This window comes from Velazquezella soli (assembly GCF_977018685.1).
Map to the genome: position 1 here is coordinate 565,001 of NZ_CDRNXF010000005.1, position 22,938 is coordinate 587,938.

A 22,938-nucleotide genomic window follows, 5' to 3' on the forward strand; every position below is an offset into this window, starting at 1 on the left:
GACGTTCTTATAGAAGGCCCGGTTGCGATCGATGTTGGAGGCGAGACTGAAGACGATCTCCGAGGTGCGCGCGGCAAGATCCATGCCGGGCTCCGACCCACCGGCCTGAGCAATCACCGGGCGGCCCTGGGGCGACCGGGCGATATTGAGGGGACCCCGGACCTGAAAATGCTTGCCCACATGGTTGAGCGTATGCAGCTTATCCTTGTCATAATAGATCCCGGTCTCGCGATCGAGCTTGAGCGCGTCCGCCTCGAAACTGTCCCACAAACCGAAAACGACATCGACGAATTCCGCACCCCGCTCGTAGCGCAGGGCGTGGGGATCGAGTCCGTCGCGGTTGAAGTTATAGCCCGTCTCGTTGTGATCTGATGTCACGACATTCCAGCAGGCGCGGCCGCCGCTCAAATGATCGATCGAGGCAAAGATGCGCGCGACGTTGTAGGGTTCGTAATAACTGGTCGAAACGGTCGCGACCAGACCGAGCTTTTCGGTGGAAACCGCGAGCGCCGAGAGAAGCGAAAGCGGCTCGAAACGGTTCATCTTGGTCGGCTGTCGCGCCAGCGCTGCTGGATCGCCGACAGCGGCCGCGGGAGAATCCGCCATGAACATGAAATCGAACTTGGCCGCCTCGGACTGTTTCGCGACGTTCAGGAGATGGGCGAAATCATTGGCGCCGTTCACATCGCTATCAGGATGCAGCCATGAAGCGGGATGAAAGCCGAAGGTATAGACGAATGTGCCAAGCTTGAGTTTGTCGCGACGCGCCATGCTGTTATTTCGAACTCCCGATTGATGCCGATCGGTGCGCGGTATCGATCCGCTCTGCGCACACTTGCCCGAAGCTTAGCAGCAGCCTCCCGGTCGGCAAGAACCGACCGGTTGTTTTCGCGCAAATACCGCACGCAATCTGAGGGCAAGGGGATCAGCCCGCTCGATATCCCGTCCGACAACGGTAAAACATCGGCAAGGGTCCTGCCCGTCAGGACGGTGCGAAGGGTTGAACCGCCTGACCGCCGAACAAAGTTTCCCGTGGGATTTGGAAGATGAAATACGGATTGAGGAGCGGCAGCATCGTTGCCTGTTCCAGCCGTTGCAAATGATCATCACTCAGTGTGATCCCGAGCGACGCGACGTTCTCCGTGAGTTGGGCGACTCGGCTCGCACCGATCAGAACCGAGGACACGCCGGGTCGGTTGACAACCCAGGCAAGCGCAACTTCCGCCGGGGAACGGCCGATCTCGTCTGCGACCGTCTTCACCACATCGACCACGTCGAAGTTGCGCTCGGTAAACAACATGCCCCCAAACGGATTGTCCCCGTTCAACCGGCCGTCGCTGTTTCCCTCGCTCGTCGGTGCACCGCTATCGGGCATCGCTGTGGCGCGCCCCGCATCGGCAATCTTGTCGCGACCATACTTGCCGGACAGCAAGCCGGCAGCGAGCGGGCTCCATGGAACGAGCCCCAAGCCGAACTCGGCACCTGCCGGGATAACATCGAGCTCGACGCCTCTGTCGATGAGCGAATAACTGTACTGCAGGCCGATCGGCTTCGGAAGGCCGTGCGCTTCCGCAAGTGTTGCAATCTTGGCGACATACCAGGCCGGCGTGTTGGAAAAGCCGTAATGCAGGATCTTTCCGGCGTGCACCGCGTCCGCCAGGGTCTGCAGCACCTCCTCGGCGGGCGTCGTACGATCCCAGACATGGATCCAGTACATGTCGATATAATCGGTTTTCATCCGCCGCAGCGAACCCTCCATCCCGAGCCGGATGTTTTTCGCGCCATTCCCACCCCAGAGCGGCGTGCCCCGCGCGCGGGGAAAACCGGACTTGGTGGCGATCACCAGACGATCCCGGTTGCCTTTGTCCTTCATGAAAGTGCCGAGCATGGTTTCGCTTTCGCCGCCCGAATAGATGTCGGCGGTATCGACGAAGTTGCCGCCAGCGTCGGTATAGGTATCGAACAAATCACGCGACGTCTTTTCACCGGCGCCCCACCGACCGGCGCCGAACGTCATCGTTCCGAGCGCGAGCGGGCTGACGATCAGTCCGGATTTGCCGAGTGTGCGGTAATGCGTGAGATCCATGCGTCTTCTCCATGCTGGTGATGACGAAGAACCTCGCAACACCTGCTCCTGCCGATTAGAGGTTGCGGGCGGCATGAACTTGTGAGCAGCTTGCAGCAATGGAGCGCAACCACCTCAATGATCTCGTGGCGTTCGCGACGGTCGCACGAGAGTGCAGCTTTACCCGTGCGGCCGCGATCCTCGCCATGTCGCCATCGGCACTCAGCCATGCGATGCGCGGGTTGGAAGAGAGGCTGGGCGTTCGGCTTCTGGCGCGCACGACACGCAGCGTGTCTCCGACGGAAGCGGGCGAGCGGCTGCTTCGATCACTGAACCCGGCGCTGGCGGAGATAGAAGACGGCCTGCAGGCAATGGCTGAATGGCGCGACAACCCGTCTGGCACAGTGCGGATCACCACCTTTGCCTATGCGGCCAGGATCGTGCTTCTCCCGAAACTGCCGGGTTTCCTGCTTGCAAACCCGGATGTGCGCGTGGAGGTCAACATTGACGACGGTTTGACCGACATCGTCGCGGCTGGTTTCGATGCGGGCATCCGGCTGGGAGAAACGGTCGACAAGGACATGATCGCAGTCAAGATCGGCCCGGACCTGAGGACGGTGGTCGTCGGCACGCCCTCCTATTTCGAGAGATACCCGCCTCCCCTGACACCCTATGATCTCGACCGTCATGCCTGCATCGGTTATCGGCTGAAGACATCGGGCGGACTTCTTCCCTGGGAATTCCAGAGGGGTGACAAGGAAATCAAGATCCGCACCCGCGGGCCTCTGGTCGCCAACGACGGCGATCTTCCGGCTGCAGCCGTACGAGCGGGCGCCGGACTCGGTTACATTATGGAGCATGACGTGGCGGAGGATATTGCGTCGGGCAAGCTCGTCCAGGTCCTCGCCGACTGGTGCCCAAGATTCCCAGGTTTTCATCTTTATCACCCAAGCCGGCGACAATCCCCGCCGGCGTTGCGGGCGCTGATCGCTGCCTTGAAAACCAGTTGAGCAAGGGCTCCGCAATTTGCTACTGGCGCGGTCAGCAACGTGTTTTTGTGCGTACGCTTGATGACATCTCCTTTCGATCTATCTGGACCTCATGAAAATTGTCGAAAAAAGAAGCGACCGGATCAAGTTCAGGGACTGCGTGCGGTTGCTTGAGCGGCCTACGGGTCGGAACGCCATCGCCATGCAGGCAGCATTTGCGGTCGTCGATCTGGCGATCTTGGCATTCTTCCTGCTCGGCCCGTATCTTCGGTCCAGCCCGTCCTATCTGATCGTCGATTACATCATCGCAGCCTGGATCGGCTTGGAGCTCATGGTCCGCGCCGTCGCAGCGCCGTCACTGCGACATTGGCTCGCAAGGCCGTTGACCTGGATCGATCTCGTTCTCCTGGTGACGCTGCTTTTCCCCGACGCGCTGTTCAACTTTGCCTTTCTTCGCGTCATGCGCCTTTGGGCCATCGGACAAAGCCCCTTGCTGAAGGAGGTTCTGCGGCGTGCGGGCTGCGTGTCCTATCTGGACGTCGTGCGCGCCGTGCTGAACTTTCTGGTGTTCCTGTTTCTGATGACCGGGTTCGTTTACACCACGTTCTTCTACAATCGTGACGGAAGCGAAGGTTTCATCGACGCGCTCTACTTCACGGTGGCAACGGTCACCACGACCGGTTTCGGCGATATCACGCTTCCGGGAACGGTCGGCAAGCTGACATCCGTCTTCACCATGATCATCGGCATCTCGCTGTTCGTCCGGCTGGCGCAGGCGATCGTCAGGCCGCACAAGGTCACGTTTCCCTGCCCGCGCTGCGCTCTGCAACGCCATGACGCAGACGCGGTGCATTGCAAGGCCTGTGGAGAGGTGTTGAACATTCCGGATGAGGGCAGTTGAACGAATGACCGGCGAGGTCTCTAACCGCCGTCGACCCTGAGGGGCAGGCGTAGCACCCAACAGTCCACGTCCCACCCTCCTCCTCCGTTACATAACCTTCTCAAAACTGTCGCAACACCGTCATGTCGCGGCTGCATAGCCCCTTCGAAAAGGAGCTCAGAATGCAGCCTCAATCGCTTAACATTGCCAGCATCGGGAAAGGCTTCGGGGCCGACGACGTCCTGAAGGGCATCGACCTATCCATCCGTCCTGGCGAGTTTCTATCGCTCGTGGGCATATCCGGCTGCGGCAAATCCACGTTGCTCCGGATCATCGCAGGCCTTGAGACCGCGGATCGCGGAACGGTGTCGATCGGCAGCCGCGATGTCACCGACGTGGATCCGTCCGACCGCAATCTGGCAATGGTGTTCCAGTCCTACGCGCTCTATCCTCATATGACCGTGCGCGACAATATCGCGACGCCGCTGCGCATGCGCCGCCTTTCGGTCTGGTCGAGGTTGCCGCTGATCGGGCGCATGATCGCGAATGCCGAAATGCTCCGCGAAATCGATGCCTCGGTAAAGGAAGCAGCCGACGTGCTGCAGATCGGCCATCTGCTCGATCGAAGGCCGGCACAGCTTTCCGGCGGTCAGCGCCAGCGCGTGGCGCTTGCCCGCGCACTGGTCCGTTCGCCCTCTGCCTTCCTGATGGATGAGCCGCTGTCCAATCTAGACGCGAAACTGCGCGCACATATGCGTGGCGAACTGACCAACCTGCACAGCCGCCTTGGCGCCACCTTCATCTATGTCACCCATGACCAGATCGAAGCGATGACCATGTCGGACCGCATTGCCCTGATGTCGGAAGGCCGCATCGAGCAGCTCGGCACACCGGACGAACTTTACCGGCGCCCTTCGACCCTGACGGTGGCACGTTTCATCGGAACGCCATCGATCAACCTCCTGCCCGTCGAATTGGACGCATCGGGAGAGATCGTTCTGTTCGGACAAAAGCTCGGTATCACCGCGCGCAACGCATGGCCGGGACCTGCGACACTCGGCATCCGCGCCGAAGACGTTTTTCCCGCAGCTGATGGCATCGAGGCAAGCCTCGTGCGGACTGAAACGCAGGGCGCAGACCGTTTCGTCACCTTCAATCTCACCTGCGATCCTTCCATTTCCATCGTCATGCGGCAGCGGGTCGGTGACGATCTTGGCGCGGATGCGGATGGCAATGTTCGGCTGGCGTTTTCAAAGGAAGGCGTCCATCTTTTCGGGTCCGACGAGAAGCGTCGCGACATCACCGTTCTCGAACAGGTGCCGGCGTGAGTATCGTCGCATCGACGGCCGAGACGATGTCCGCGGCCCGACCACGCAAGTCATTGACTGCACGCCGCATGGCGCGCCGGGGACTTTTCTTCGTGGCTCCGGCAGTGCTGCTGATGCTTGCCATCTACATCATTCCGATGGTCGTTCTCGCCGTCTTCTCGGTCACGGACTATCAGCTCGGCGCCATGTCCACGAGCTTCATTGGCCTCGACAACTTTCGCAAGGCGTTCAGCGATCCGGTATTCCTGCGGGCATTGTGGAACACGGTGCTCTACGCGGTCATCGTTATTCCGGCGGGCGTCATCCTGGCGCTCGGGGTGGCGCTTCTCGTCTATAACAGAAAGCGCAGCCGCGGCTTTTGGGAGATCGCCTATTTTCTGCCGGTAACAGCAACGCTCGTTGCGATGGCAACCGTGTTCCAGTTCCTGCTGCACCCCTCGCTCGGCCCGGTGAACGCGGCGATCAAGTGGTTCGGCTTCGAGCCGGTCGGCTTTCTGTCCAACCCGTCGCTGCTTATTCCGACGATGGCGATCATCGGTATCTGGCAGGTGCTGGGCTTCAACATGGTGCTCTTTCTGGCCGGTCTGACCGCGATCCCGAAAGATCTGCACGAAGCTGTCCGGCTCGACGGCGCGAAGAACCCGATCGACCGCTTCCTGACAGTCACATTGCCGATGCTGGGACCGACGATGATGTTCGTTATCGTCACCACGTCGATATCCGCATTCAAGGTTTTCGAAACCGTCGCGGTTCTGACCAAGGGTCGCTCGGGCTCGGAAGTGCTTCTGTTCGCGCTCTACTTGGAAGGTTTCGAATATTCCAACACCGGATATGCGGCCGCCCTCACCCTGATTTTCCTTGCCATCGTACTGGTGCTCTCGATCGGCCAGACGGTGCATATGGACCGGAAGGTACATTACTGATGGTCGCGCTTCGCAGATATTTGCCGCATGTCGTTCTGGCCGCCGGGGCCTTCGTGATGCTGCTGCCGTTCTACTGGATGTTTCTGACGTCCATCCGTTCGCCCGCCGAGATCTTCAGCGTCTCGCTTTGGCCGATCCCGGAAAAGTTTGCAGCCGTGGACAACTATTCGCGGGCCGCCAGTCAGGTACCGATGCTCCGCTTCATGCTGAACGGCGTGATCGTCTGCTTCGGCATCCTGTTCGTGCAGGTGCTGACAGCCGTGCCTGCAGCCTACGCGCTCGCAAAGCTTCGCTTTCCGGGCCGCAAACTGCTGCTGACTCTGGTCATTGCCGCACTCACCGTGCCGATCCAGGCGCTGGCATTGCCCCTCTTCGTGGGGCTCGCAAAAGCGCAGCTGCTGAACACCTATTTCGCGATGATGATGCCGTTTCTTCTCTCGGTCTTTGCGATTTTCCTCTTCAATCAGTCGTTCCGCAGCTATCCCGACGAGATCATCGAAGCCGCACGCATGGACGGTTTTTCGGAACTGGAAATCTGCTTCCGGCTGGTGCTGCGCGGCTCGCTGCCTTCGCTTGCGGCCTTCTCGGTGTTCTCGCTGGTTGCCCACTGGAACGACCTCTACTGGCCGATGATCGTTGTCACCGACACCAATCTGGCGCCGCCGCCGCTCGGCATGCTGTTCTTCGCGGACGTCGAATCCGGAGCGAACTACGGCGCACTCATGGCGGGCGCGACGATCATCACCGCCCCCATGGTTGTCTGCTTTCTTCTTGCCAGAAAACATTTCATCGCCGGCATCACCATGACCGGCGTGAAGTAACTGCTCTAGCCTTACTAGCCTTAGCCTTCCTCCCTCAACCGAACCCTTCGGAGACGACAATGAACATCAAACGACGGACCGCTCTCGGCGGCCTGGCCCTTGGCCTTGCTCTGACGGGATTCTCCGCGCAGAGCTTTGCAGCGGATGTCACCCTCAACATTCTCTACAACCTGCCGGGCTTCACCAAATTCCATCAGCCGCTAGCCGATGAGTTCATGAAGAACAATCCGGACGTCAAGATCAACTTCCTGGCGCCAGCGCCCGGCTATAACGACGGCCAGCAGCAGGTTCTGCGCGCAGCCGTCACCGGCAACCTGCCGGACGTCTATTTCTCCGGCTACAATCTGACTGCAGAACTGGTCCACACACTGGCACCGCGCAAGCAGATCACCGATCTCGCACCGTTCATCGAAAAGGACGGCGGCCAGGCCTTCCTAGACAAGAACTATTCGCCGAAGATGTCTGCGCTGGGCATGGTCGACGGCAAGCAGTACGGCCTGCCCGTCAACGCCTCTTCGCCGATCATCTATGTCAACGCCGAACTGGTCCGTAAGGCCGGCGGCGATCCGGAAAACATGCCGAAGACGTTCGACGGCCTGATCCAGCTTGCGAACAAGATCCACGCACAGGACGCCAAGGTGTCCGGCATGGGTTACGATATCAACCTGTGGCCGGATGACTGGTTGTGGCAGGCTCTTATCACCAATCAGGGCGGCAAGCTGGTCGACGAGACCACCAAGACCGTCGGCTTCGACAACGAGATCGGCCTCAACGCTCTGAAGCTCGCCCGTCGCTTCGTCACCGAAGGCGGCCAGAACCTGCTTGACTGGGACCAGTCGCGTCAGCAGTTCGGTGCAGGCCTGACCGGCTTCATCTTCTCGACGCCTGCCCATGTGCAGACGATCGAAGCCTTGGTCGGTGACCGCTTCAAGCTGGTGACCTCGACCTTCCCGCTGGATAACCCTGAAAAGGGCGGCGTGCCGACCGGCGGAAACTCAGCCGTGATGCTGACCCAGGACAAGGAAAAGCAGGACGCAGCCTGGAAGTATATGAAGTGGGTGACAGGTCCGGAAGCGCAGAACGTCATCGTTCGCATCACCGGCTACCTGCCAACCAACACGCTGGCCACCGGTCCGGAATTCCTGGCGCCCTACTATGCCGAGCATCCGAACGTCAAAACCGCTTCGCTCCAGGCTGAGCGCTCGCTGCCGTGGGCCGGTTATCCGGGTGGCGATTCCGTGCGCATCTGGCGCACCCAGCGCGACATCATCGGCACCGTCATGCGCGGCGAAGTCACGCCTGAGGCCGGTCTGAAGCAGATCGTCGAGCAGACCAACGCGTTGATGAAGTAATTACTGACCAATGCCTACGGCCGCGGGGAGCCTCTCCGCGGCCTATTCATTCTTGAGAGAACGACGATGAAAATTCTGCAGATCACCGATACGCACCTGATGCTGTCAGGCCAGTCCGTGAACGGTGTCGACCCCGAGAAACAGCTGCGCGCTGCCGTGGCTGATATTCTCGAGAAGCATGCCGATGCGGACCTGTTGGTGATGACCGGCGACCTTTGCAATCACGGTGATCCCGAAGCCTACGACATCCTCAAGGATATCCTGGCGCCCGTGCCGTTCGAAGTGCGCCTGATGCTCGGCAATCATGACGACCGGCCGAATTTTAGGGCGGCCTTCCCTGCCCATCCCCTCGATGCAAACGGATATGTCCAGTCCTTCCTCGATACGGAGTTCGGAAGGCTTGTCTTTCTCGACAGCCATGAGGGCGGTGTCATCGGTGGCGTCTTCGGCGAAGACCGCATGGCGTTTCTGGACGAGGCGCTCGAAGGTGCCGGCAAGCACCCGGTCACAGTCTTTATCCATCACCCGCCGATCGACTGCGGCATTGCCCATTTCGATCACATCGGCATGCATGACGACGGGCGGATCATGCGCCGGCTTGCCGGCTACAAAGCGGGCATCCGTCATATCGTGTTCGGCCATATCCATGTTCCGATGTCGGGAACGAGCGCCGAGGGCATCGCCTACAGCTCCGGTCAGGCCTGCGCCCATCGATTCGTGACAGACCTTGCCAATCCGATGCCGTTCTGGACGGGAGGCAATCCCTGCTACCGGATCATCAAGCTCGATGGACATGGCCTGCGCGCCTACGCCGTGGAAGTGGGCGAGACGATCACCGGCCAGGCGCCGATCTGCGAAGGCCCTTGATTTCGGACGGTCGAGGCGAAGTTGTGCGCCTCGACCAAAGCCTGCGTCTTGCAGAGCCTGAAAGCAGGCGATGCGTCTTTTCCACCACAGACATCAGCCGTCGATCAGACTGCAACCGAAATACCCCCGGCGAGGCTCTTTTATCGGCCTTGGATGAACTTGACGTCTATCAGGTTTTCGCGGATGGAGGTCGTCCACATGCGCGGATGAGGACGACGCGCTCTACGGGAGGAAAACACGTGTTTCATGCGTTGAACAGACGGACTTTCGCTGGCGCCTTTGCGGCTGCCACCCTTGCAGCAACCTGGGCAACCGGTGCCTTGGCACAGGCAACCGAGGTCAAGATCGCCTACGCGCTGGCGCGCGATTCCCATTACGGTGCCGCCGCCGATGGCTGGGACAAATACGTTACCGAAACCAGCCAGGGCAAATTCAAGTTCACGCATTTCCCGTCCTCCGCACAGGGTGGCGAACGCGAAGTCATCGAAGGCCTGCAGCTCGGCACCGGCGTCCAGGCCGTCGTCGTCTCCTCCGGTGCTCTCTCCAACTTCGTGCCCGAAATCGGCGTGACCGATATCCCATTCCTGTTCCGCGACCTGACGCATGCGCGCGCCGTGCTGGACGGACCGATCGGTGAAGGGATTCTTGAAAAATTCCGCGATCGCGAGCTGATCGCCCTTGCCTGGGGCGAGCAGGGCTTTCGCCACATCACCAACAACCGCCAGCCGATCGAAAAGCCGGAGGATCTGGCCGGCCTGAAGATCCGCACCATGGAAAATCCTGTCCATATCGCGGCCTTCAAGACGGCGGGTGCCGCACCGACGCCAATGTCCTGGCCGGAAGTCATTCCAGCCCTGCAGCAGGGCGCGATCGACGGACAGGAAAACCCGCTTTCGGTTATCGTTTCCGCCAAGCTCTGGGAAGTTCAGAAGTATTTGACGGTGTCCGGACACGTCTATTCGCCGGCAATGCTGATCGTGGCGCCGTCCTTCTGGGAAAGCCTTTCCGAGGACGAACAGAAGATCTTCGCGGACGGTGCGCTGAAGGGCAAAGAAGCCATGCGCGCCTTTGTCGACGCCTCCGAAAAGAACGGCGTGGAAAAGGCAAAGGCTTCAGGCATGCAGGTCAACGTGCTCAGCGACGAGCAGAAGGCAGCATTCCAGAAGTCGATCCAGTCCGCCTATGACGGTTACTACACGACCTACACCAAGGAACTTGTCGACCAGATCATCGCGACGAAGTAAGCGCGACCAGACCTTGATGGGTGTCCGCTTCAGGTGGACGCCCGTCCACGGATCGATCCGAGGGGCGGTGCTTCGAGCGCCGGGGATGCAATGCAGAAATTCGAACGTATCTTCGTGGATCTCAATCGCTGGCTGCTGATCGCCATACTCTCGGCGATGGCAATCCTGGTGTTTCTCAACGTCTGCCTTCGATTTCTTACCAATCAGTCGATCACCTGGTCGGACGAAGTTGCCCGCCACCTGATGATCTGGCTGACATTCATCGGAGCCGGCATTACGCTCAGGCACGGTTCGTTGACGGCGATCGACAACGTCCAGATCGCGGTCGGAGATCGCAAAGCCCGCATCCTTCGCATCATCTCGGCGATCATCATGTTCGCGTTCTTCGCGGTGATGATCTGGGCCGGCAAAACCTACGTTGGCCGCACGATGCTGCAGACGACGCCGTCCACGCAGATCCCCTTCGGCTATATCTATCTCGCGATCCCGATCGGCTTCACCCTTTTGACCATCCATCTTCTCCTGGTTCTGCGCACCTACGTCATCGGCGGCATGAGCGCGCTGCAGGGCGAAGACGACCTGCCGCCGGTTGCTGCCTGACCATGATGATTTCCATTCTCTTCGTTTCGTTTTTCATCCTGATGGCCGTCGGCGTGCCGATAGCCTTCACGCTGGCGATTTCGACCTGGCTCGCCGTCATTCTCGGCAGCCGCTATCCGCAGATCGTCGTGATCAAGGAAATGTTCTCAGGGGTGGACAGCTTCCCTCTGCTCGCCGTCCCGTTCTTTATCCTCGCGGCAGAACTGATGACGGGCGGCGCGCTCACCCATCATCTCCTGCGCCTTGCTGCCCAGTTCGTCGGCCGTGCCCGCGGCGGGCTCGGTTATGCCAGCATCATTTCGACGACACTGTTTGCCGGCATTTCCGGCTCGGCCCTTGCAGCGGCCGCCGGACCGGGCGCCATGACGATCCGGATGATGGAGAAAAGCGGTTACGAGAAGCGCTATGCATCCGCGCTCGCCGCAGCTGTGGCGATCGTCGACCCGATCATCCCGCCGTCGATCACCATGATCATCTATGCCCTGCAGGACAATCGCGTGTCTGTCGGCGGTCTGTTCGTTGCGGGCGTCATTCCCGGCCTGCTGATCTCCGCCGCGATGTGCCTGGTGAACTTCTACATTTCCCGCAAGCGCAACTACCGCTCGATGGATCTGCGGCCGACGCTTGCCGAGATGGTGAGGACGACGGTCTACGCGATGCCGGCGGTTGCCCTGATCGTCATCGTCGTCGGCGGCATTCGCGCCGGGTACTTCACCCCGACCGAGGCATCCGTCATCGCGGTGTTCTACTCGCTGTTCTGCGGCATGTTCATCTACCGCTCTCTCCACGCGCGGGATCTGCCTGATATCATCTTCCGTTCGGCGATGATCACCGTCGGCATTCTGCTCATCCTTGCTGCCGCACGCGCGTTCGCCTGGGTGCTGATCATCGAAGGCGTGCCGCAATATATGGCGGACCTGATCATATCGTGGAACCTCAGCCCGATCATGTTCCTTCTCGCCGTCAACGTGCTGTTGCTGCTTTTCGGCACATTCATGGATCCCCTGCCCGGCGTCATGATCCTGGTGCCGATCCTGGCGCCCATCGCCTTCAGCCTGGGGATCGATCCGATCCATTTCGCGATGATCGTCATTCTCAACCTGACGATCGGCCTGATCACCCCACCCGTCGGCCAGCTTCTCTATGTCGTGTCGGCCGCGGTCAGGATCAGGGTCAGCGAGATCTCGCGGGAAATGACACCGTTCCTCATCGCCTATGTCGTGATCCTGCTTGTGATCACCTTCATTCCGGCGCTGTCGACTTGGCTGCCCCGTCTCACCGGTTTTTGATCAGGTAACCCCGAGATAGCTGCGGCGATGCTCGGTAACCCAGGCCGGATATCGCCGCCAAAGGCACAGTTGTTTTCCGAAAAACACGGATAAATGTGGAACGCAGGTTCGCCGCTTGCCGAGATCGCAGCTTGCCGCCATATAGACGCCTATGACAGTCGATTCGAAGATATTTGTGGGCCTGAAGTCCATCCGCAAGAAGCCTGCGCCGCAAAGCGACACATCCGGGCCGAGATGCCAGTGGGATGGCTGCGAAAAAAAGGGTTCACACCGCGCGCCAGTCGGCCAGGGCGGCGAAGGCCTGTATCTTCTATTCTGTCTCGAGCACATCAAGGATTATAACAAGGGCTATAACTTTTCGCCCGCCCAGTCGGATCCCGTGGTCGCCCGCTACCAGAAGGAAGCGGTCGCTGGCCAGCGCTCGACATTGGGCACCGGCGTCAAGCAGCCGACCGAGATCCCGATGCCGCTGACGACCCGCTCCGGGTCGGCAAAGGCGCTCAACGCGCGAAAGAGCGCGGAGCAGCGCAAGGCGCAAAAGGCGGAACAGCAGGCAAGAAAGCTCAAGGTTCTCGAAGCAAAGGCGTTCGAGACACTCGGACTTCCGCAAGACGCAACGCCCGCGCAGATCAGGCTCCGCTACAAGGAGCGCCTCAAGATGCACCATCCCGATGCAAACCAGGGCAGCCGAACATCAGAAGACGAGCTTCGCGCATCGATCGAGGCGCACAAGATCCTTAAGCTGAACGGCTTCTGCTGAGAATTCGTGCATCGCTATAGTTGCGGGTCTTGCAGTTAAGACTCGGACGCGTCCGAATGGCGGCAGGTTGTGCGATAGCTTTGTTCTATTGCGTAACCGTTCTGCACTATTGACCAAAAATCATGAGATGAGACACTTTCCTGCATCGTGAAGCTGGGTTCGCCCACCTTGCACGTGTTTTGACCCCGTTGGCTGTCGTGGAGGGCGGCTTGCGGGATCAGCGGGGAGGCCGCTCATATGAACATGCATATTTCCGCCGGTGAGTTCACCGCGCGGTCGCTGAGCATTATCGCAAGCCTGAAGCATCTCGAAGGGCCGATGCTGCCCATCCTGCATGCCATTCAGGCGGAGTTCGGTTACGTGCCGGATGAGGTCAAGCAGGTGATCGCTACCGAACTCAACCTGTCTCGCGCCGAGGTGCACGGCGTCGTCACCTTCTATCACGAATTCCGCGATCATCCGGCGGGCCGTCATGTGCTGAAGCTCTGTCGGGCCGAGGCCTGCCAGTCGATGGGCAGCGACCATATCGCGGATCGCGCCCGGCAGGTTCTCGGGATCGACTTTCACGAGACGACGCTCGATGGCGCGGTGACGCTGGAGCCGGTCTACTGCCTCGGCCTCTGCGCCTGCGCACCGGCCGCAATGATGGACGGCGAACTCTATGGTCGGGTCGACGAGCAGTGTCTCGGCGACATGGTACGGGAGGCAAGGCGATGACGGTTACGATCTTCGTTCCGCGCGATTCCGCAGCTCTGGCGCTTGGCGCAGACAGGGTGGCAAAGGCCATCGCGCAGGAAATCGACAGCCGCGGGCTGGATGCAAGACTGGTGCGCAACGGCTCGCGCGGCATGGTCTGCCTGGAGCCGCTGGTCGAAGTGGAGACGGAGCGCGGGCGCATCGCCTACGGGCCCGTCAAGGCCGGCGACGTGGCCGGGTTGTTCGATGCCGGGCTGCTGCATGGCGGAGGTCACGACCTCTGTCTCGAGCTGACGGAGGAAATTCCTTTCCTTCGTCAGCAGACCCGGCTGACCTTTGCCCGCTGCGGCATCACCGATCCCCTGTCGCTCGAGGATTACCAGCGGCACAACGGACTTGTGGGTCTTCGGAACGCCATCGCGATGTCGAAGGCGGAGATCGTCGCAAAGATTACCGACAGCGGTCTTCGCGGCCGCGGCGGTGCCGGTTTTCCGACCGGCATCAAGTGGAAGACGGTGATGGACGCGCCGGGCGACCAGAAATACATCGTCTGCAATGCCGACGAGGGCGACAGCGGCACGTTTGCCGACCGGATGATCATGGAGGGCGACCCCTTCGTTTTGATCGAGGGGATGGCGATCGCAGGCATCGCGACCGGCGCCACCAAGGGCTACGTCTATACCCGCTCGGAATATCCGCATGCCATTGCCACGATGAGCGAGGCGGTCGAGATCGCCCGCGCGGCTGGCATCCTCGGGCGTTCAGTGATGGGCTCGGCGCATGCCTTCGACATCGAGATCCGCTCCGGCGCCGGCGCCTATGTCTGCGGCGAGGAGACGTCTCTTCTGAACTCGCTGGAAGGAAAGCGCGGCACGGTGCGGGCAAAACCGCCGCTACCGGCTTTGCAGGGATTTCTCGGCCGGCCGACGGTGGTCAACAACGTCATCTCGCTCGCCTCAGTGCCTGTGATCATGGAGCGGGGCGCCGAATTCTACCGGGATTTCGGCATGGGCCGCTCGCGCGGCACGATCCCGATCCAGATCGCCGGCAACGTCAAGCATGGCGGCCTGTTCGAGACGGCTTTCGGGCTGACGCTCGGCCAGATCATCGATGATATCGGTGGCGGCACGGCAACCGGGCGGCCGGTCAAGGCGGTGCAGGTGGGCGGTCCACTCGGCGCTTACTTCCCTAGGCAACTGTTCGATACGCCCTTCGACTACGAGGCATTTGCCGAAAGAGGCGGGCTGATCGGCCATGCCGGCATCTCGGTGTTCGATGACAGCGCCGATATGCTGAAACAGGCTCGCTTCGCGATGGAATTCTGCGCCATCGAAAGCTGCGGCAAGTGCACCCCCTGCCGGATCGGCTCCACCCGCGGCGTCGAAACCGTCGACAAGATCCGGGCCGGGATCGAGCCGGACAGGAACAAGGTGCTGCTTGAGGATCTCTGCAACACGATGAAGTTCGGGTCGCTCTGCGCTCTCGGCGGCTTCACGCCCTATCCGGTCATGAGCGCGATGAACCATTTTCCGGAGGATTTTGCGCCGGCACCGATGGTGGAGGCGGCGGAATGATGAGGAGTGCTCTGCTTAGCGGACGAAAAGCCAACGATTTGGCTTTTCGAATGACGAATGCCCGCAGCTATAGCGAAGGGCGGGCAGCAAGTCCCCTCCCGCTCGCTGTGCTCGCCGCCCTCCCCACAGGTGGGAGGGCTCAGATCGCTGCACTCGCTCGTTTCCGATTGGGCACTGTCGGCGCGGCATCTGTTCGCCCCCCTTGTGGGGGAGATGACCGGCAGGCCAGAGGGGGTCTTTCTCCCCGCCGCCCAGTCCGCACCCCCATGTTCAAACAGGAGACGCATCATGTCCCTCGTTCATGAAATCGACTACGGCACACCCGTTTCTAAATCCACCGAGACGGTGACGCTGACTATCGATGGTCGCCAGATCACCGTTCCCGCCGGCACCTCGATTATGCGCGCCTCGATGGAGGCCGGCATCCAGGTGCCCAAGCTCTGCGCGACCGACATGGTGGATGCCTTCGGGTCCTGCCGGCTCTGTCTGATCGAGGTCGAGGGCCGCAACGGCACGCCGGCCTCCTGCACCACGCCGGTTGCGCCCGGGATCGTCGTCCACACGCAGACGGAGCGGCTGAAACAGATCCGCAAGGGCGTGATGGAGCTCTATATCTCCGACCACCCGCTCGATTGCCTCACCTGCGCCGCCAATGGCGACTGCGAGCTGCAGGACATGGCGGGTGCCGTCGGCCTTCGCGACGTTCGCTATGGCTACGAGGGCGACAACCATGTGAGGGCCCGGACCGACGGCGCCATCAATGCCAAGTGGATGCCGAAGGACGAGTCGAACCCTTACTTCACCTATGACCCTTCCAAATGCATCGTCTGTTCGCGCTGCGTCCGCGCCTGCGAGGAAGTGCAGGGCACGTTCGCGCTGACGATCGAAGGCCGCGGTTTCGAAAGCCGCGTATCCCCTGGTGCGCACGAACATTTCCTCGAGTCCGAATGCGTCTCCTGCGGTGCCTGCGTGCAGGCCTGTCCGACCGCGACGCTGACCGAGAAGTCGGTGATCGCAATCGGCCAGCCAGAGCATTCGACGGTGACGACCTGCGCCTATTGCGGCGTCGGCTGTTCGTTCAAGGCTGAAATGCGCGGCGAAGAACTGGTGCGGATGGTACCGTGGAAGGACGGCCAGGCCAATCGCGGCCATTCCTGCGTCAAGGGACGGTTTGCCTATGGCTATGCGAGCCACAAGGACCGCATCCTCAATCCGATGATCCGCGAGAAGATTTCCGATCCGTGGCGGGAAGTCAGCTGGGAAGAAGCGTTCAGCCATGTCGCCTCCGAGTTCCGGCGCATCCAGTATCAGTATGGCCGCGAGTCGATCGGCGGCATCACCTCGTCGCGCTGCACCAACGAAGAGACATTCCTCGTCCAGAAGCTGATCCGGGCCGGTTTCGGCAACAACAATGTCGACACCTGTGCCCGCGTCTGCCATTCGCCGACTGGTTACGGGCTCGGCCAGGCTTTCGGCACCTCGGCCGGAACGCAGAATTTCGACAGCGTCGAGCACACCGACGTGGTCGTGATCATCGGCGCCAACCCGACCGACGGGCATCCGGTGTTCGGGTCGCGGCTGAAGAAGCGGTTGCGGCAGGGTGCGAAACTCATCGTCATCGATCCGCGCCGCACCGATATCGTCCGCTCGCCCCATGTCGAGGCAGCGTTTCACCTCCCCTTGAAGCCAGGCACCAATGTGGCTGTCCTGACCGCGCTGGCGCATGTCATCGTCACCGAGGGACTGTTTGCCGAAGCCTTTATCCGCGAGCGCTGCGACTGGTCGGAATTCGAGGATTGGGCGGCGTTTGTTTCGGAAGACGCGCATAGCCCGGAAGCGACGGAGGCCTATACCGGCGTTCCCGCCGATCTGCTGCGTGGTGCCGCACGGCTGTTTGCGACCGGGGGCAATGGCTCGATCTATTACGGTCTCGGCGTCACCGAGCACAGCCAGGGCTCGACGACGGTGATGGCGATCGCCAACCTCGCCATGGTCACCGGCAATCTCGGTCGGCCCGGCGTCGGCGTCAATCCGCTGCGGGGCCAGAACAATGTCCAGGGCGCCTGCGACATGGGCTCCTTCCCGCACGAACTGCCGGGCTATCGCCACATCTCCGACGATGCCACCCGCGAGACGTTCGAAAAGCTGTGGGGCGTAACGCTCAACAACGAGCCGGGCCTGCGCATTCCCAACATGCTGGATGCGGCGGTCGAAGGCACGTTCAGGGGCATCTACATCCAGGGCGAGGATATCCTGCAGTCCGACCCGGATACCAAGCATGTGTCCGCCGGTCTCGAAGCGATGGAATGCGTCGTCGTGCACGACCTGTTCCTCAACGAAACCGCCAATTTCGCGCATGTTTTCCTCCCCGGCTCGACCTTCCTCGAAAAGGACGGCACGTTCACCAATGCGGAGCGGCGCATCAACCGGGTTCGCAAGGTGATGAGCCCGAAGAACGGCTTGGCCGACTGGGAAGTGACGCAGAAACTGGCGCAGGCCATGGGACTGCCGTGGAACTACACCCATCCGTCGCAGGTGATGGACGAGATCGCCGCAACGACCCCAAGCTTTGCCAAGGTGTCCTACGACTATCTGGAAGAGATGGGCTCGGTGCAGTGGCCCTGCAACGAAGCGCATCCGCTCGGTTCGCCGATCATGCATGTCGACGGCTTCGTGCGCGGCAAGGGCAAGTTCATTCGCACCGAATATGTCGCGACCGACGAACGCACCGGGCCGCGGTTCCCGCTTCTGCTCACCACCGGCCGTATCCTGTCGCAGTATAATGTCGGCGCGCAGACGCGACGGACGGAAAACGTCGTCTGGCATGCGGAGGACCGTCTCGAGATCCACCCGCACGATGCCGAGCAGCGCGGGATCAAGGACGGCGACTGGATCAAGCTTGCCAGCCGAGCCGGCGATACGACGCTGCGGACTCTGATCACCGACCGCGTGGCGCCGGGTGTCGTCTACACCACGTTCCACCATCCCGATACGCAGGCGAACGTGATCACGACCGACTATTCCGACTGGGCCACCAACTGCCCGGAATACAAGGTCACGGCGGTGCAGGTTTCGCCGTCGAATGGCCCGACGGAGTGGCAGCAGGACTACGGCGACCTGTCGCGCAGATCGCGACGCATCGCAGGTCGAATGGAGGCTGCGGAGTAATCGGAATTATCAATTGCAAATAGGCAATCGGTGAGGCCGTAGGGCTCTTGCAAACAGGTCAAGAACCAGATTAAGGGGGAGTGCCAATTTGTCGCAGAGTCCTATGACGCCATTGTTCGTCGCAAGTGCAGTTCTTGAAACTAGCCGTCGTAACGGAAACAGTGCAACTCGCTCAATCTCGGTACAGGCCAATCGTACGATAGGTTTCAGCTATCACGGCAGCCGCGCTTCAACTGCGCGGATCTCCGGACCGTATCCGGCTGCTGCAACGAAGGGTCGTCTGATCGCCATCGGAGCTTTTTGCGATGGTGCATGATCAGTTGGACGACACAGTGCCACATGAAACCCACGGCCACGAAAAGCTGGTCCGGATGGCAAACCAGATCGCCACGTTTTTCTTATCCCAGCCGGAGAGCGTGCGAACCAATGGTGTTGCGACACATATCAACAAATTCTGGGAGCCGCGCATGCGCCGGCACCTTTTCGAGCATCTCGATGCCGGCGGCGCAGGACTTCTGCCGCTTGTCATCGAGGCTTCGACACTGATCCGCCGACCGAAAGAAACGGACGGTATGGGTACGGGAACCAAAGAGGGAACGGCCGGGGGTACTTCCGGACGTTAGGGAACGGGGCCAGACGAAACCGCTTCCGGCAGATCACACCGGACAGCATCACGTGCGCTCGCCTTCAGCTGGAGGGCAGTGGTGAGTTCACGTTGAAAGCCATTACTCAGAGAGGGATCTTCTTTTATGGCAATTGCAGGAACAGCAGGAGGCCGCGCCGAAAGCGCCGGTCTCCTGGAGAAGGAACGTATTATCGCAAAACCGGGCTTCAACCGTTGGCTTGTGCCGCCGGCAGCCCTCGCTATCCACCTTTGCATCGGCATGGCCTACGGCTTCAGCGTATTCTGGCTGCCGCTTTCGCGCGCCATTCCAGGTGCAGCCGACCCGTCATGCACCGGAATGAGCCTGCTGACGGCCCTGGTTACAACAAGCTGCAACTGGCGCGTTGCCGATCTCGGCTGGATCTACACGCTGTTCTTCGTGTTGCTGGGCTGCTCGGCTGCCATTTGGGGCGGCTGGCTTGAAAAGGTCGGTCCACGCAAGGCTGGTTTCGTCTCCGCCTGCTGCTGGTGCGGTGGCATTCTCGTCGCAGCCATGGGCGTCATGACCCACCAGCTGTGGATGATGTGGGTCGGCGCCGGCGTTATCGGCGGCATCGGTCTCGGTCTCGGCTATATCTCGCCGGTGTCAACGCTGATCAAGTGGTTCCCGGACCGTCGCGGCATGGCGACAGGCATGGCGATCATGGGCTTCGGCGGCGGCGCAATGATCGGCGCTCCGCTTGCCAACCTTCTGATGAACTTCTTCAAGACCGACGTGTCTGTCGGTGTGTGGCAGACTTTCATCGCCATGGCTGCGATCTATTTCTGCTTCATGATGGGTGGCGCCTTTGGCTACCGCATCCCGCCGGCAGGATGGCGTCCTGAAGGCTGGACACCGCCGGCTTCGAAGTCGACGATGATCACGACGAAGCACGTTCACCTGCGTGACGCACACAAGACAAAGCAGTTCTGGCTGATCTGGGCCGTGCTTTGCCTCAACGTCTCCGCCGGTATCGGCGTTATCGGCATGGCATCGCCGATGCTGCAGGAAATCTTCGCCGGTTCGCTGATCGGTCTGCCGGACGTCGCGTTCGCGCAGCTCGACGCTGGACAGAAGGCACAGATCGCAGCAATCGCTGCAGGCTTCACCGGGCTTCTGTCGCTCTTCAACATCGGCGGACGCTTTGTCTGGGCCTCGCTTTCGGACAAGCTCGGCCGCAAGAACACCTACTATACGTTCTTCATCCTCGGCATCATCCTCTATGCCACCGCACCGACACTTGCCAACCTCGGCAACAAGGGTCTGTTCGTTCTGGCATTCGGCATCATCCTGTCCATGTATGGCGGCGGCTTCGCAACCATCCCGGCCTATCTTGCCGATATCTTCGGAACCCAGTTCGTCGGCGCGATCCATGGTCGTCTTCTGACTGCCTGGGCGACTGCCGGCATCGTCGGTCCGGTCGTGGTGAACTACATCCGTGAAGCGCAGATTGCTGCCGGCGTTGCGCCGGGACCGGCTCTCTACACCGGAACGATGTATATCCTTGCAGGCATGCTCGTTCTTGGCCTTATCGCCAACTCGCTCGTGCGGCCGCTTGCCGACAAGTGGTTCATGTCGGACGACGAGGTTGCCTCGCTGCAGGCAAAGACTGCGGCTGCAAATGCCGGCCCGACCGGCTCGTTCGGCATCGGCAAGGGCGGCTTCTCCGCTCAGGCCGCTCTCGCCTGGGCCGTCGTCGGCATCCCCATGATCTGGGGCATCTGGGTCACGCTGAAAAGCAGCCTGGTTCTGTTCGGCTAAGCCAAAAACGCATGAGGGGCCGGCCCACCCGGCCGGCCCCTCATCACCAAAGCCTCCCGCGACGCCTAAAGCCGTGGCACACCTTCCGGCCTGATCTGCTTCTTCAGGGCCGCGATACGGAAGATCGCATTCGCTGCGCCATAACCACGATAATCGCGCCGCTGGACGATCTCGAAGAAGAAGCCCTCACCGAACGTGCCGCTATAGAGCTGGAAATATTCGCCATTCTCGTCGCGGTCGTAGAGAATGTTCTCCGCCTTCAGCCTCTCCGTCAGGTCCGGATCGAGCCCGAAGCGGGTTTCCACGTCGCCATAATAGTTCGGCGAGATCGGCAAGGGCCGGAAGCCGTTCGCCTTCAGGGCCGCGGCCGTCGCAAAGATATCCGCAGTCTCGAATGCCAGATGCTGGATGCCGGACCCGAATGTCTCCGCAATGAAATGTCCAGCAAGCGTTCGCCGGTTTTCCGCACCATTGAGCGTAATGCGAAGCGAGCCTTGCGGCGCTTCGACAACCTGGCTGCGCACCACGCCGGATGGGTCGATGATGTCGACCATCGGCGTCTTCTGCATCTCGAAGATCGAGGTGTAGAACAGGACCCAGGTGAGCATTTCCTCATACGCCACAGTTTGCGCGATATGATCGACGCTCAGGAGGTGGGCATCCTGCTTCTTTTCCTCGTCATCGACGGGGACGAAGTCGATATCCCATATGTTCGATAGATCCGTCTTGTCATCGAGCAGGTAGATCAGCCCACCGCCGACACCACGAATAGAGGGGATCGTCACCTCGCCCGTCTCGACGGGTTGATTGAACACTTCGGCGCCGAGTGCCACCGCGCGATCCATCGCATCGCGCGCGTCGTCCACCTTCAAAGCCATTGCGTAGGCCGAGGTGCCGTGGACGGCGTAGGACGCACTCGCGAAGCCCATCTCGTCCGTATTCAAAAGCAGTTTGATATCGCCCTGCGAGAACACGCTGACTTTCTTGGTGCGGTGTTGTTTCGTTCTTGAAAAACCGAGCGTGCGCAGGATGCCCGCCAGTTGTCCGGCGTCCGCTTCGCTTGCCGAAAACTCGACGAAGCCGACCCCTTGTACGGCGCTGCGGTCCGGCATGACCGGGAGCGTCAGGCCCGAAGCATTCGGATTGCGCCGCACCCGATCTCCGAGTGTGATCAGTGAGCGGTGACCGTCTGCAGCAATCGCTTTAGCCGAGCCGCCGCGAAACTGGTCATTGAAGATCTCAAGCGAGAAATAGCCGTCATAGCCGGTTTCGGCGACGGCGCTGGTAAATGCTTCGACCGGCAGATCTCCCTCGCCCGGCATGTTGCGGAAGTGTCGGCTCCAGTAAAGCAGATCCATGTCGATCAATGGCGCATCGGCCAGCTGGACGATGAAGATCTTTTCCTTCGGGATAGAGCGGATCGAATTGATGTCGATCTGTCGCGACAGCGTGTGGAAACTGTCGAGGATGATGCCGATATTCGGGTGGTTGGTGCGCCGGACAACTTCCCAGGCATCGCGATGATCGGAAATGTGTTTGCCCCAGGCGAGCGCCTCGTAACCGACTTTCAGGCCACGCTTGGCAGCGCGTTCCCCGAGTTCGTGAAAATCCGCCACCGCTCGATCGATACCGCCGAGCGCGAGCGGCGACACGTTGGAGCAGACGAGGACCAGATCGGTGCCCAGCTCCTGCATGATGTCGAACTTGCGCTCCGCCCGGTCGAACAGCCGCGAGCGGTGCGGTTCCGGCATGCCCTCGAAATCGCGGAAGGGCTGGAACAGGGTAATCTCCAACCCGTGATCGCGGACCATGCGCCCGACATCGGCAGGAGTCCCGTCGAAGGCCAGGAAGTCGTTTTCGAAGATCTCGACACCGCTGAACCCCGCCTGCGCAATGGCTGCAAGCTTTTCCGGAAGTTCACCGCTGATCGATACGGTCGCTATGGACGTCTTCATGACTTGCCCTCGTTTGCTTCAG

At 60.8% G+C, this 22,938-nt stretch carries 19 protein-coding genes (1 of these 19 running past the window's edge); 16 read left to right on the forward strand and 3 right to left on the reverse strand.

The window, feature by feature from the left end; genetic code table 11:
- Positions 1–771, reverse strand: partial view of an LLM class flavin-dependent oxidoreductase gene (locus AC0JZ8_RS23025; protein ID WP_113165144.1) — the 5' portion only. 579 nt of this gene lie to the left of the window's left edge; the window shows 771 of its 1,350 coding nt (coding positions 1–771); the start codon lies at positions 769–771; its stop codon lies beyond the left edge, outside the window.
- A 211-nt stretch (positions 772–982) separates the two neighbouring features.
- On the reverse strand, positions 983–2,086 hold the full coding sequence (locus tag AC0JZ8_RS23030) for an aldo/keto reductase (protein ID WP_471893670.1): 1,104 nt from the start codon (positions 2,084–2,086) through the stop codon (positions 983–985).
- Positions 2,087–2,184: 98 nt separating this feature from the next.
- Here AC0JZ8_RS23030 and AC0JZ8_RS23035 point away from each other — a divergent pair, with 98 nt between their 5' ends.
- The 16 genes from AC0JZ8_RS23035 (at position 2,185) to AC0JZ8_RS23110 (ending at position 20,961) form a co-directional block, all read left to right on the forward strand.
- Positions 2,185–3,075 carry a LysR family transcriptional regulator gene (locus AC0JZ8_RS23035; protein WP_471893671.1) on the forward strand — a complete coding sequence of 297 codons (891 nt, stop codon included), beginning with the start codon at positions 2,185–2,187 and terminating at the stop codon, positions 3,073–3,075.
- A 91-nt stretch (positions 3,076–3,166) separates the two neighbouring features.
- Complete coding sequence (locus tag AC0JZ8_RS23040) at positions 3,167–3,955, forward strand: potassium channel family protein (RefSeq protein WP_062463298.1); 789 nt, start codon at positions 3,167–3,169, stop codon at positions 3,953–3,955.
- Positions 3,956–4,116: 161 nt separating this feature from the next.
- Positions 4,117–5,262: an ABC transporter ATP-binding protein gene (locus tag AC0JZ8_RS23045; RefSeq protein WP_471893672.1), complete on the forward strand. Its 1,146-nt coding sequence runs from the start codon at positions 4,117–4,119 to the stop codon at positions 5,260–5,262.
- 26 nt (positions 5,263–5,288) lie between these two features.
- A complete protein-coding gene (locus tag AC0JZ8_RS23050) occupies positions 5,289–6,185 on the forward strand; it encodes a carbohydrate ABC transporter permease (protein ID WP_471893871.1) in 897 nt (298 codons plus the stop codon).
- Positions 6,185–7,006, forward strand: a complete 822-nt coding sequence (locus AC0JZ8_RS23055) for a carbohydrate ABC transporter permease (protein ID WP_471893673.1) — start codon at positions 6,185–6,187, stop codon at positions 7,004–7,006. The genes AC0JZ8_RS23050 and AC0JZ8_RS23055 overlap by 1 nt, the downstream gene beginning before the upstream one ends.
- Positions 7,007–7,065: 59 nt before the next feature.
- Complete coding sequence (locus tag AC0JZ8_RS23060; protein WP_471893674.1) at positions 7,066–8,358, forward strand: ABC transporter substrate-binding protein; 1,293 nt, start codon at positions 7,066–7,068, stop codon at positions 8,356–8,358.
- A gap of 66 nt (positions 8,359–8,424) precedes the next feature.
- Entirely contained in the window at positions 8,425–9,225 is an 801-nt protein-coding gene (locus tag AC0JZ8_RS23065) for a phosphodiesterase (RefSeq protein ID WP_471893675.1), read from the forward strand.
- Between the two features lie 239 nt (positions 9,226–9,464).
- On the forward strand, positions 9,465–10,469 hold the full coding sequence (locus AC0JZ8_RS23070) for a TRAP transporter substrate-binding protein (RefSeq protein WP_471893676.1): 1,005 nt from the start codon (positions 9,465–9,467) through the stop codon (positions 10,467–10,469).
- Positions 10,470–10,559: 90 nt separating this feature from the next.
- Complete coding sequence (locus tag AC0JZ8_RS23075; protein ID WP_062459070.1) at positions 10,560–11,069, forward strand: TRAP transporter small permease; 510 nt, start codon at positions 10,560–10,562, stop codon at positions 11,067–11,069.
- A gap of 2 nt (positions 11,070–11,071) precedes the next feature.
- On the forward strand, positions 11,072–12,358 hold the full coding sequence (locus AC0JZ8_RS23080; RefSeq protein ID WP_471893677.1) for a TRAP transporter large permease: 1,287 nt from the start codon (positions 11,072–11,074) through the stop codon (positions 12,356–12,358).
- 151 nt (positions 12,359–12,509) lie between these two features.
- Complete coding sequence (locus AC0JZ8_RS23085; RefSeq protein ID WP_062459068.1) at positions 12,510–13,118, forward strand: J domain-containing protein; 609 nt, start codon at positions 12,510–12,512, stop codon at positions 13,116–13,118.
- 237 nt (positions 13,119–13,355) lie between these two features.
- On the forward strand, positions 13,356–13,835 hold the full coding sequence (locus tag AC0JZ8_RS23090; protein ID WP_062576402.1) for a formate dehydrogenase subunit gamma: 480 nt from the start codon (positions 13,356–13,358) through the stop codon (positions 13,833–13,835).
- On the forward strand, positions 13,832–15,388 hold the full coding sequence (locus AC0JZ8_RS23095; protein WP_471893678.1) for a formate dehydrogenase beta subunit: 1,557 nt from the start codon (positions 13,832–13,834) through the stop codon (positions 15,386–15,388). The genes AC0JZ8_RS23090 and AC0JZ8_RS23095 overlap by 4 nt, the downstream gene beginning before the upstream one ends.
- A 288-nt stretch (positions 15,389–15,676) precedes the next feature.
- Complete coding sequence (fdhF, locus tag AC0JZ8_RS23100; protein ID WP_471893679.1) at positions 15,677–18,556, forward strand: formate dehydrogenase subunit alpha; 2,880 nt, start codon at positions 15,677–15,679, stop codon at positions 18,554–18,556.
- Positions 18,557–18,861: 305 nt separating this feature from the next.
- Positions 18,862–19,179, forward strand: a complete 318-nt coding sequence (locus AC0JZ8_RS23105; RefSeq protein ID WP_113110029.1) for a formate dehydrogenase subunit delta — start codon at positions 18,862–18,864, stop codon at positions 19,177–19,179.
- Positions 19,180–19,305: 126 nt separating this feature from the next.
- Positions 19,306–20,961: an OFA family MFS transporter gene (locus AC0JZ8_RS23110; protein ID WP_113110030.1), complete on the forward strand. Its 1,656-nt coding sequence runs from the start codon at positions 19,306–19,308 to the stop codon at positions 20,959–20,961.
- Between the two features lie 65 nt (positions 20,962–21,026).
- Here the strand turns inward: AC0JZ8_RS23110 and AC0JZ8_RS23115 are convergent, their stop codons facing one another.
- The gene (locus AC0JZ8_RS23115; protein WP_471893680.1) at positions 21,027–22,916 is read right to left on the reverse strand and encodes a bifunctional sugar phosphate isomerase/epimerase/4-hydroxyphenylpyruvate dioxygenase family protein; all 1,890 of its coding nucleotides are present in this window, start codon (positions 22,914–22,916) and stop codon (positions 21,027–21,029) included.
- Between the last annotated feature and the right edge of the window lie 22 nt (positions 22,917–22,938).

Excerpts from the sequence above, each read along its gene's own strand:
- AC0JZ8_RS23040 (WP_062463298.1), top strand. The coding sequence starts at position 3,167 with ATGAAAATTGTCGAAAAAAGAAGCGACCGGATCAAGTTCAGGGACTGC.
- AC0JZ8_RS23090 (WP_062576402.1), top strand. The coding sequence starts at position 13,356 with ATGAACATGCATATTTCCGCCGGTGAGTTCACCGCGCGGTCGCTGAGC.
- AC0JZ8_RS23080 (WP_471893677.1), top strand. The coding sequence starts at position 11,072 with ATGATGATTTCCATTCTCTTCGTTTCGTTTTTCATCCTGATGGCCGTC.
- AC0JZ8_RS23030 (WP_471893670.1), bottom strand. The coding sequence starts at position 2,086 with ATGGATCTCACGCATTACCGCACACTCGGCAAATCCGGACTGATCGTC.
- AC0JZ8_RS23095 (WP_471893678.1), top strand. The coding sequence starts at position 13,832 with ATGACGGTTACGATCTTCGTTCCGCGCGATTCCGCAGCTCTGGCGCTT.
- AC0JZ8_RS23085 (WP_062459068.1), top strand. The coding sequence starts at position 12,510 with ATGACAGTCGATTCGAAGATATTTGTGGGCCTGAAGTCCATCCGCAAG.
- AC0JZ8_RS23035 (WP_471893671.1), top strand. The coding sequence starts at position 2,185 with ATGGAGCGCAACCACCTCAATGATCTCGTGGCGTTCGCGACGGTCGCA.
- AC0JZ8_RS23075 (WP_062459070.1), top strand. The coding sequence starts at position 10,560 with ATGCAGAAATTCGAACGTATCTTCGTGGATCTCAATCGCTGGCTGCTG.
- fdhF (WP_471893679.1), top strand. The coding sequence starts at position 15,677 with ATGTCCCTCGTTCATGAAATCGACTACGGCACACCCGTTTCTAAATCC.
- AC0JZ8_RS23065 (WP_471893675.1), top strand. The coding sequence starts at position 8,425 with ATGAAAATTCTGCAGATCACCGATACGCACCTGATGCTGTCAGGCCAG.
- AC0JZ8_RS23060 (WP_471893674.1), top strand. The coding sequence starts at position 7,066 with ATGAACATCAAACGACGGACCGCTCTCGGCGGCCTGGCCCTTGGCCTT.
- AC0JZ8_RS23055 (WP_471893673.1), top strand. The coding sequence starts at position 6,185 with ATGGTCGCGCTTCGCAGATATTTGCCGCATGTCGTTCTGGCCGCCGGG.
- AC0JZ8_RS23110 (WP_113110030.1), top strand. The coding sequence starts at position 19,306 with ATGGCAATTGCAGGAACAGCAGGAGGCCGCGCCGAAAGCGCCGGTCTC.
- AC0JZ8_RS23045 (WP_471893672.1), top strand. The coding sequence starts at position 4,117 with ATGCAGCCTCAATCGCTTAACATTGCCAGCATCGGGAAAGGCTTCGGG.
- AC0JZ8_RS23050 (WP_471893871.1), top strand. The coding sequence starts at position 5,289 with ATGTCCGCGGCCCGACCACGCAAGTCATTGACTGCACGCCGCATGGCG.
- AC0JZ8_RS23105 (WP_113110029.1), top strand. The coding sequence starts at position 18,862 with ATGGTGCATGATCAGTTGGACGACACAGTGCCACATGAAACCCACGGC.
- AC0JZ8_RS23115 (WP_471893680.1), bottom strand. The coding sequence starts at position 22,916 with ATGAAGACGTCCATAGCGACCGTATCGATCAGCGGTGAACTTCCGGAA.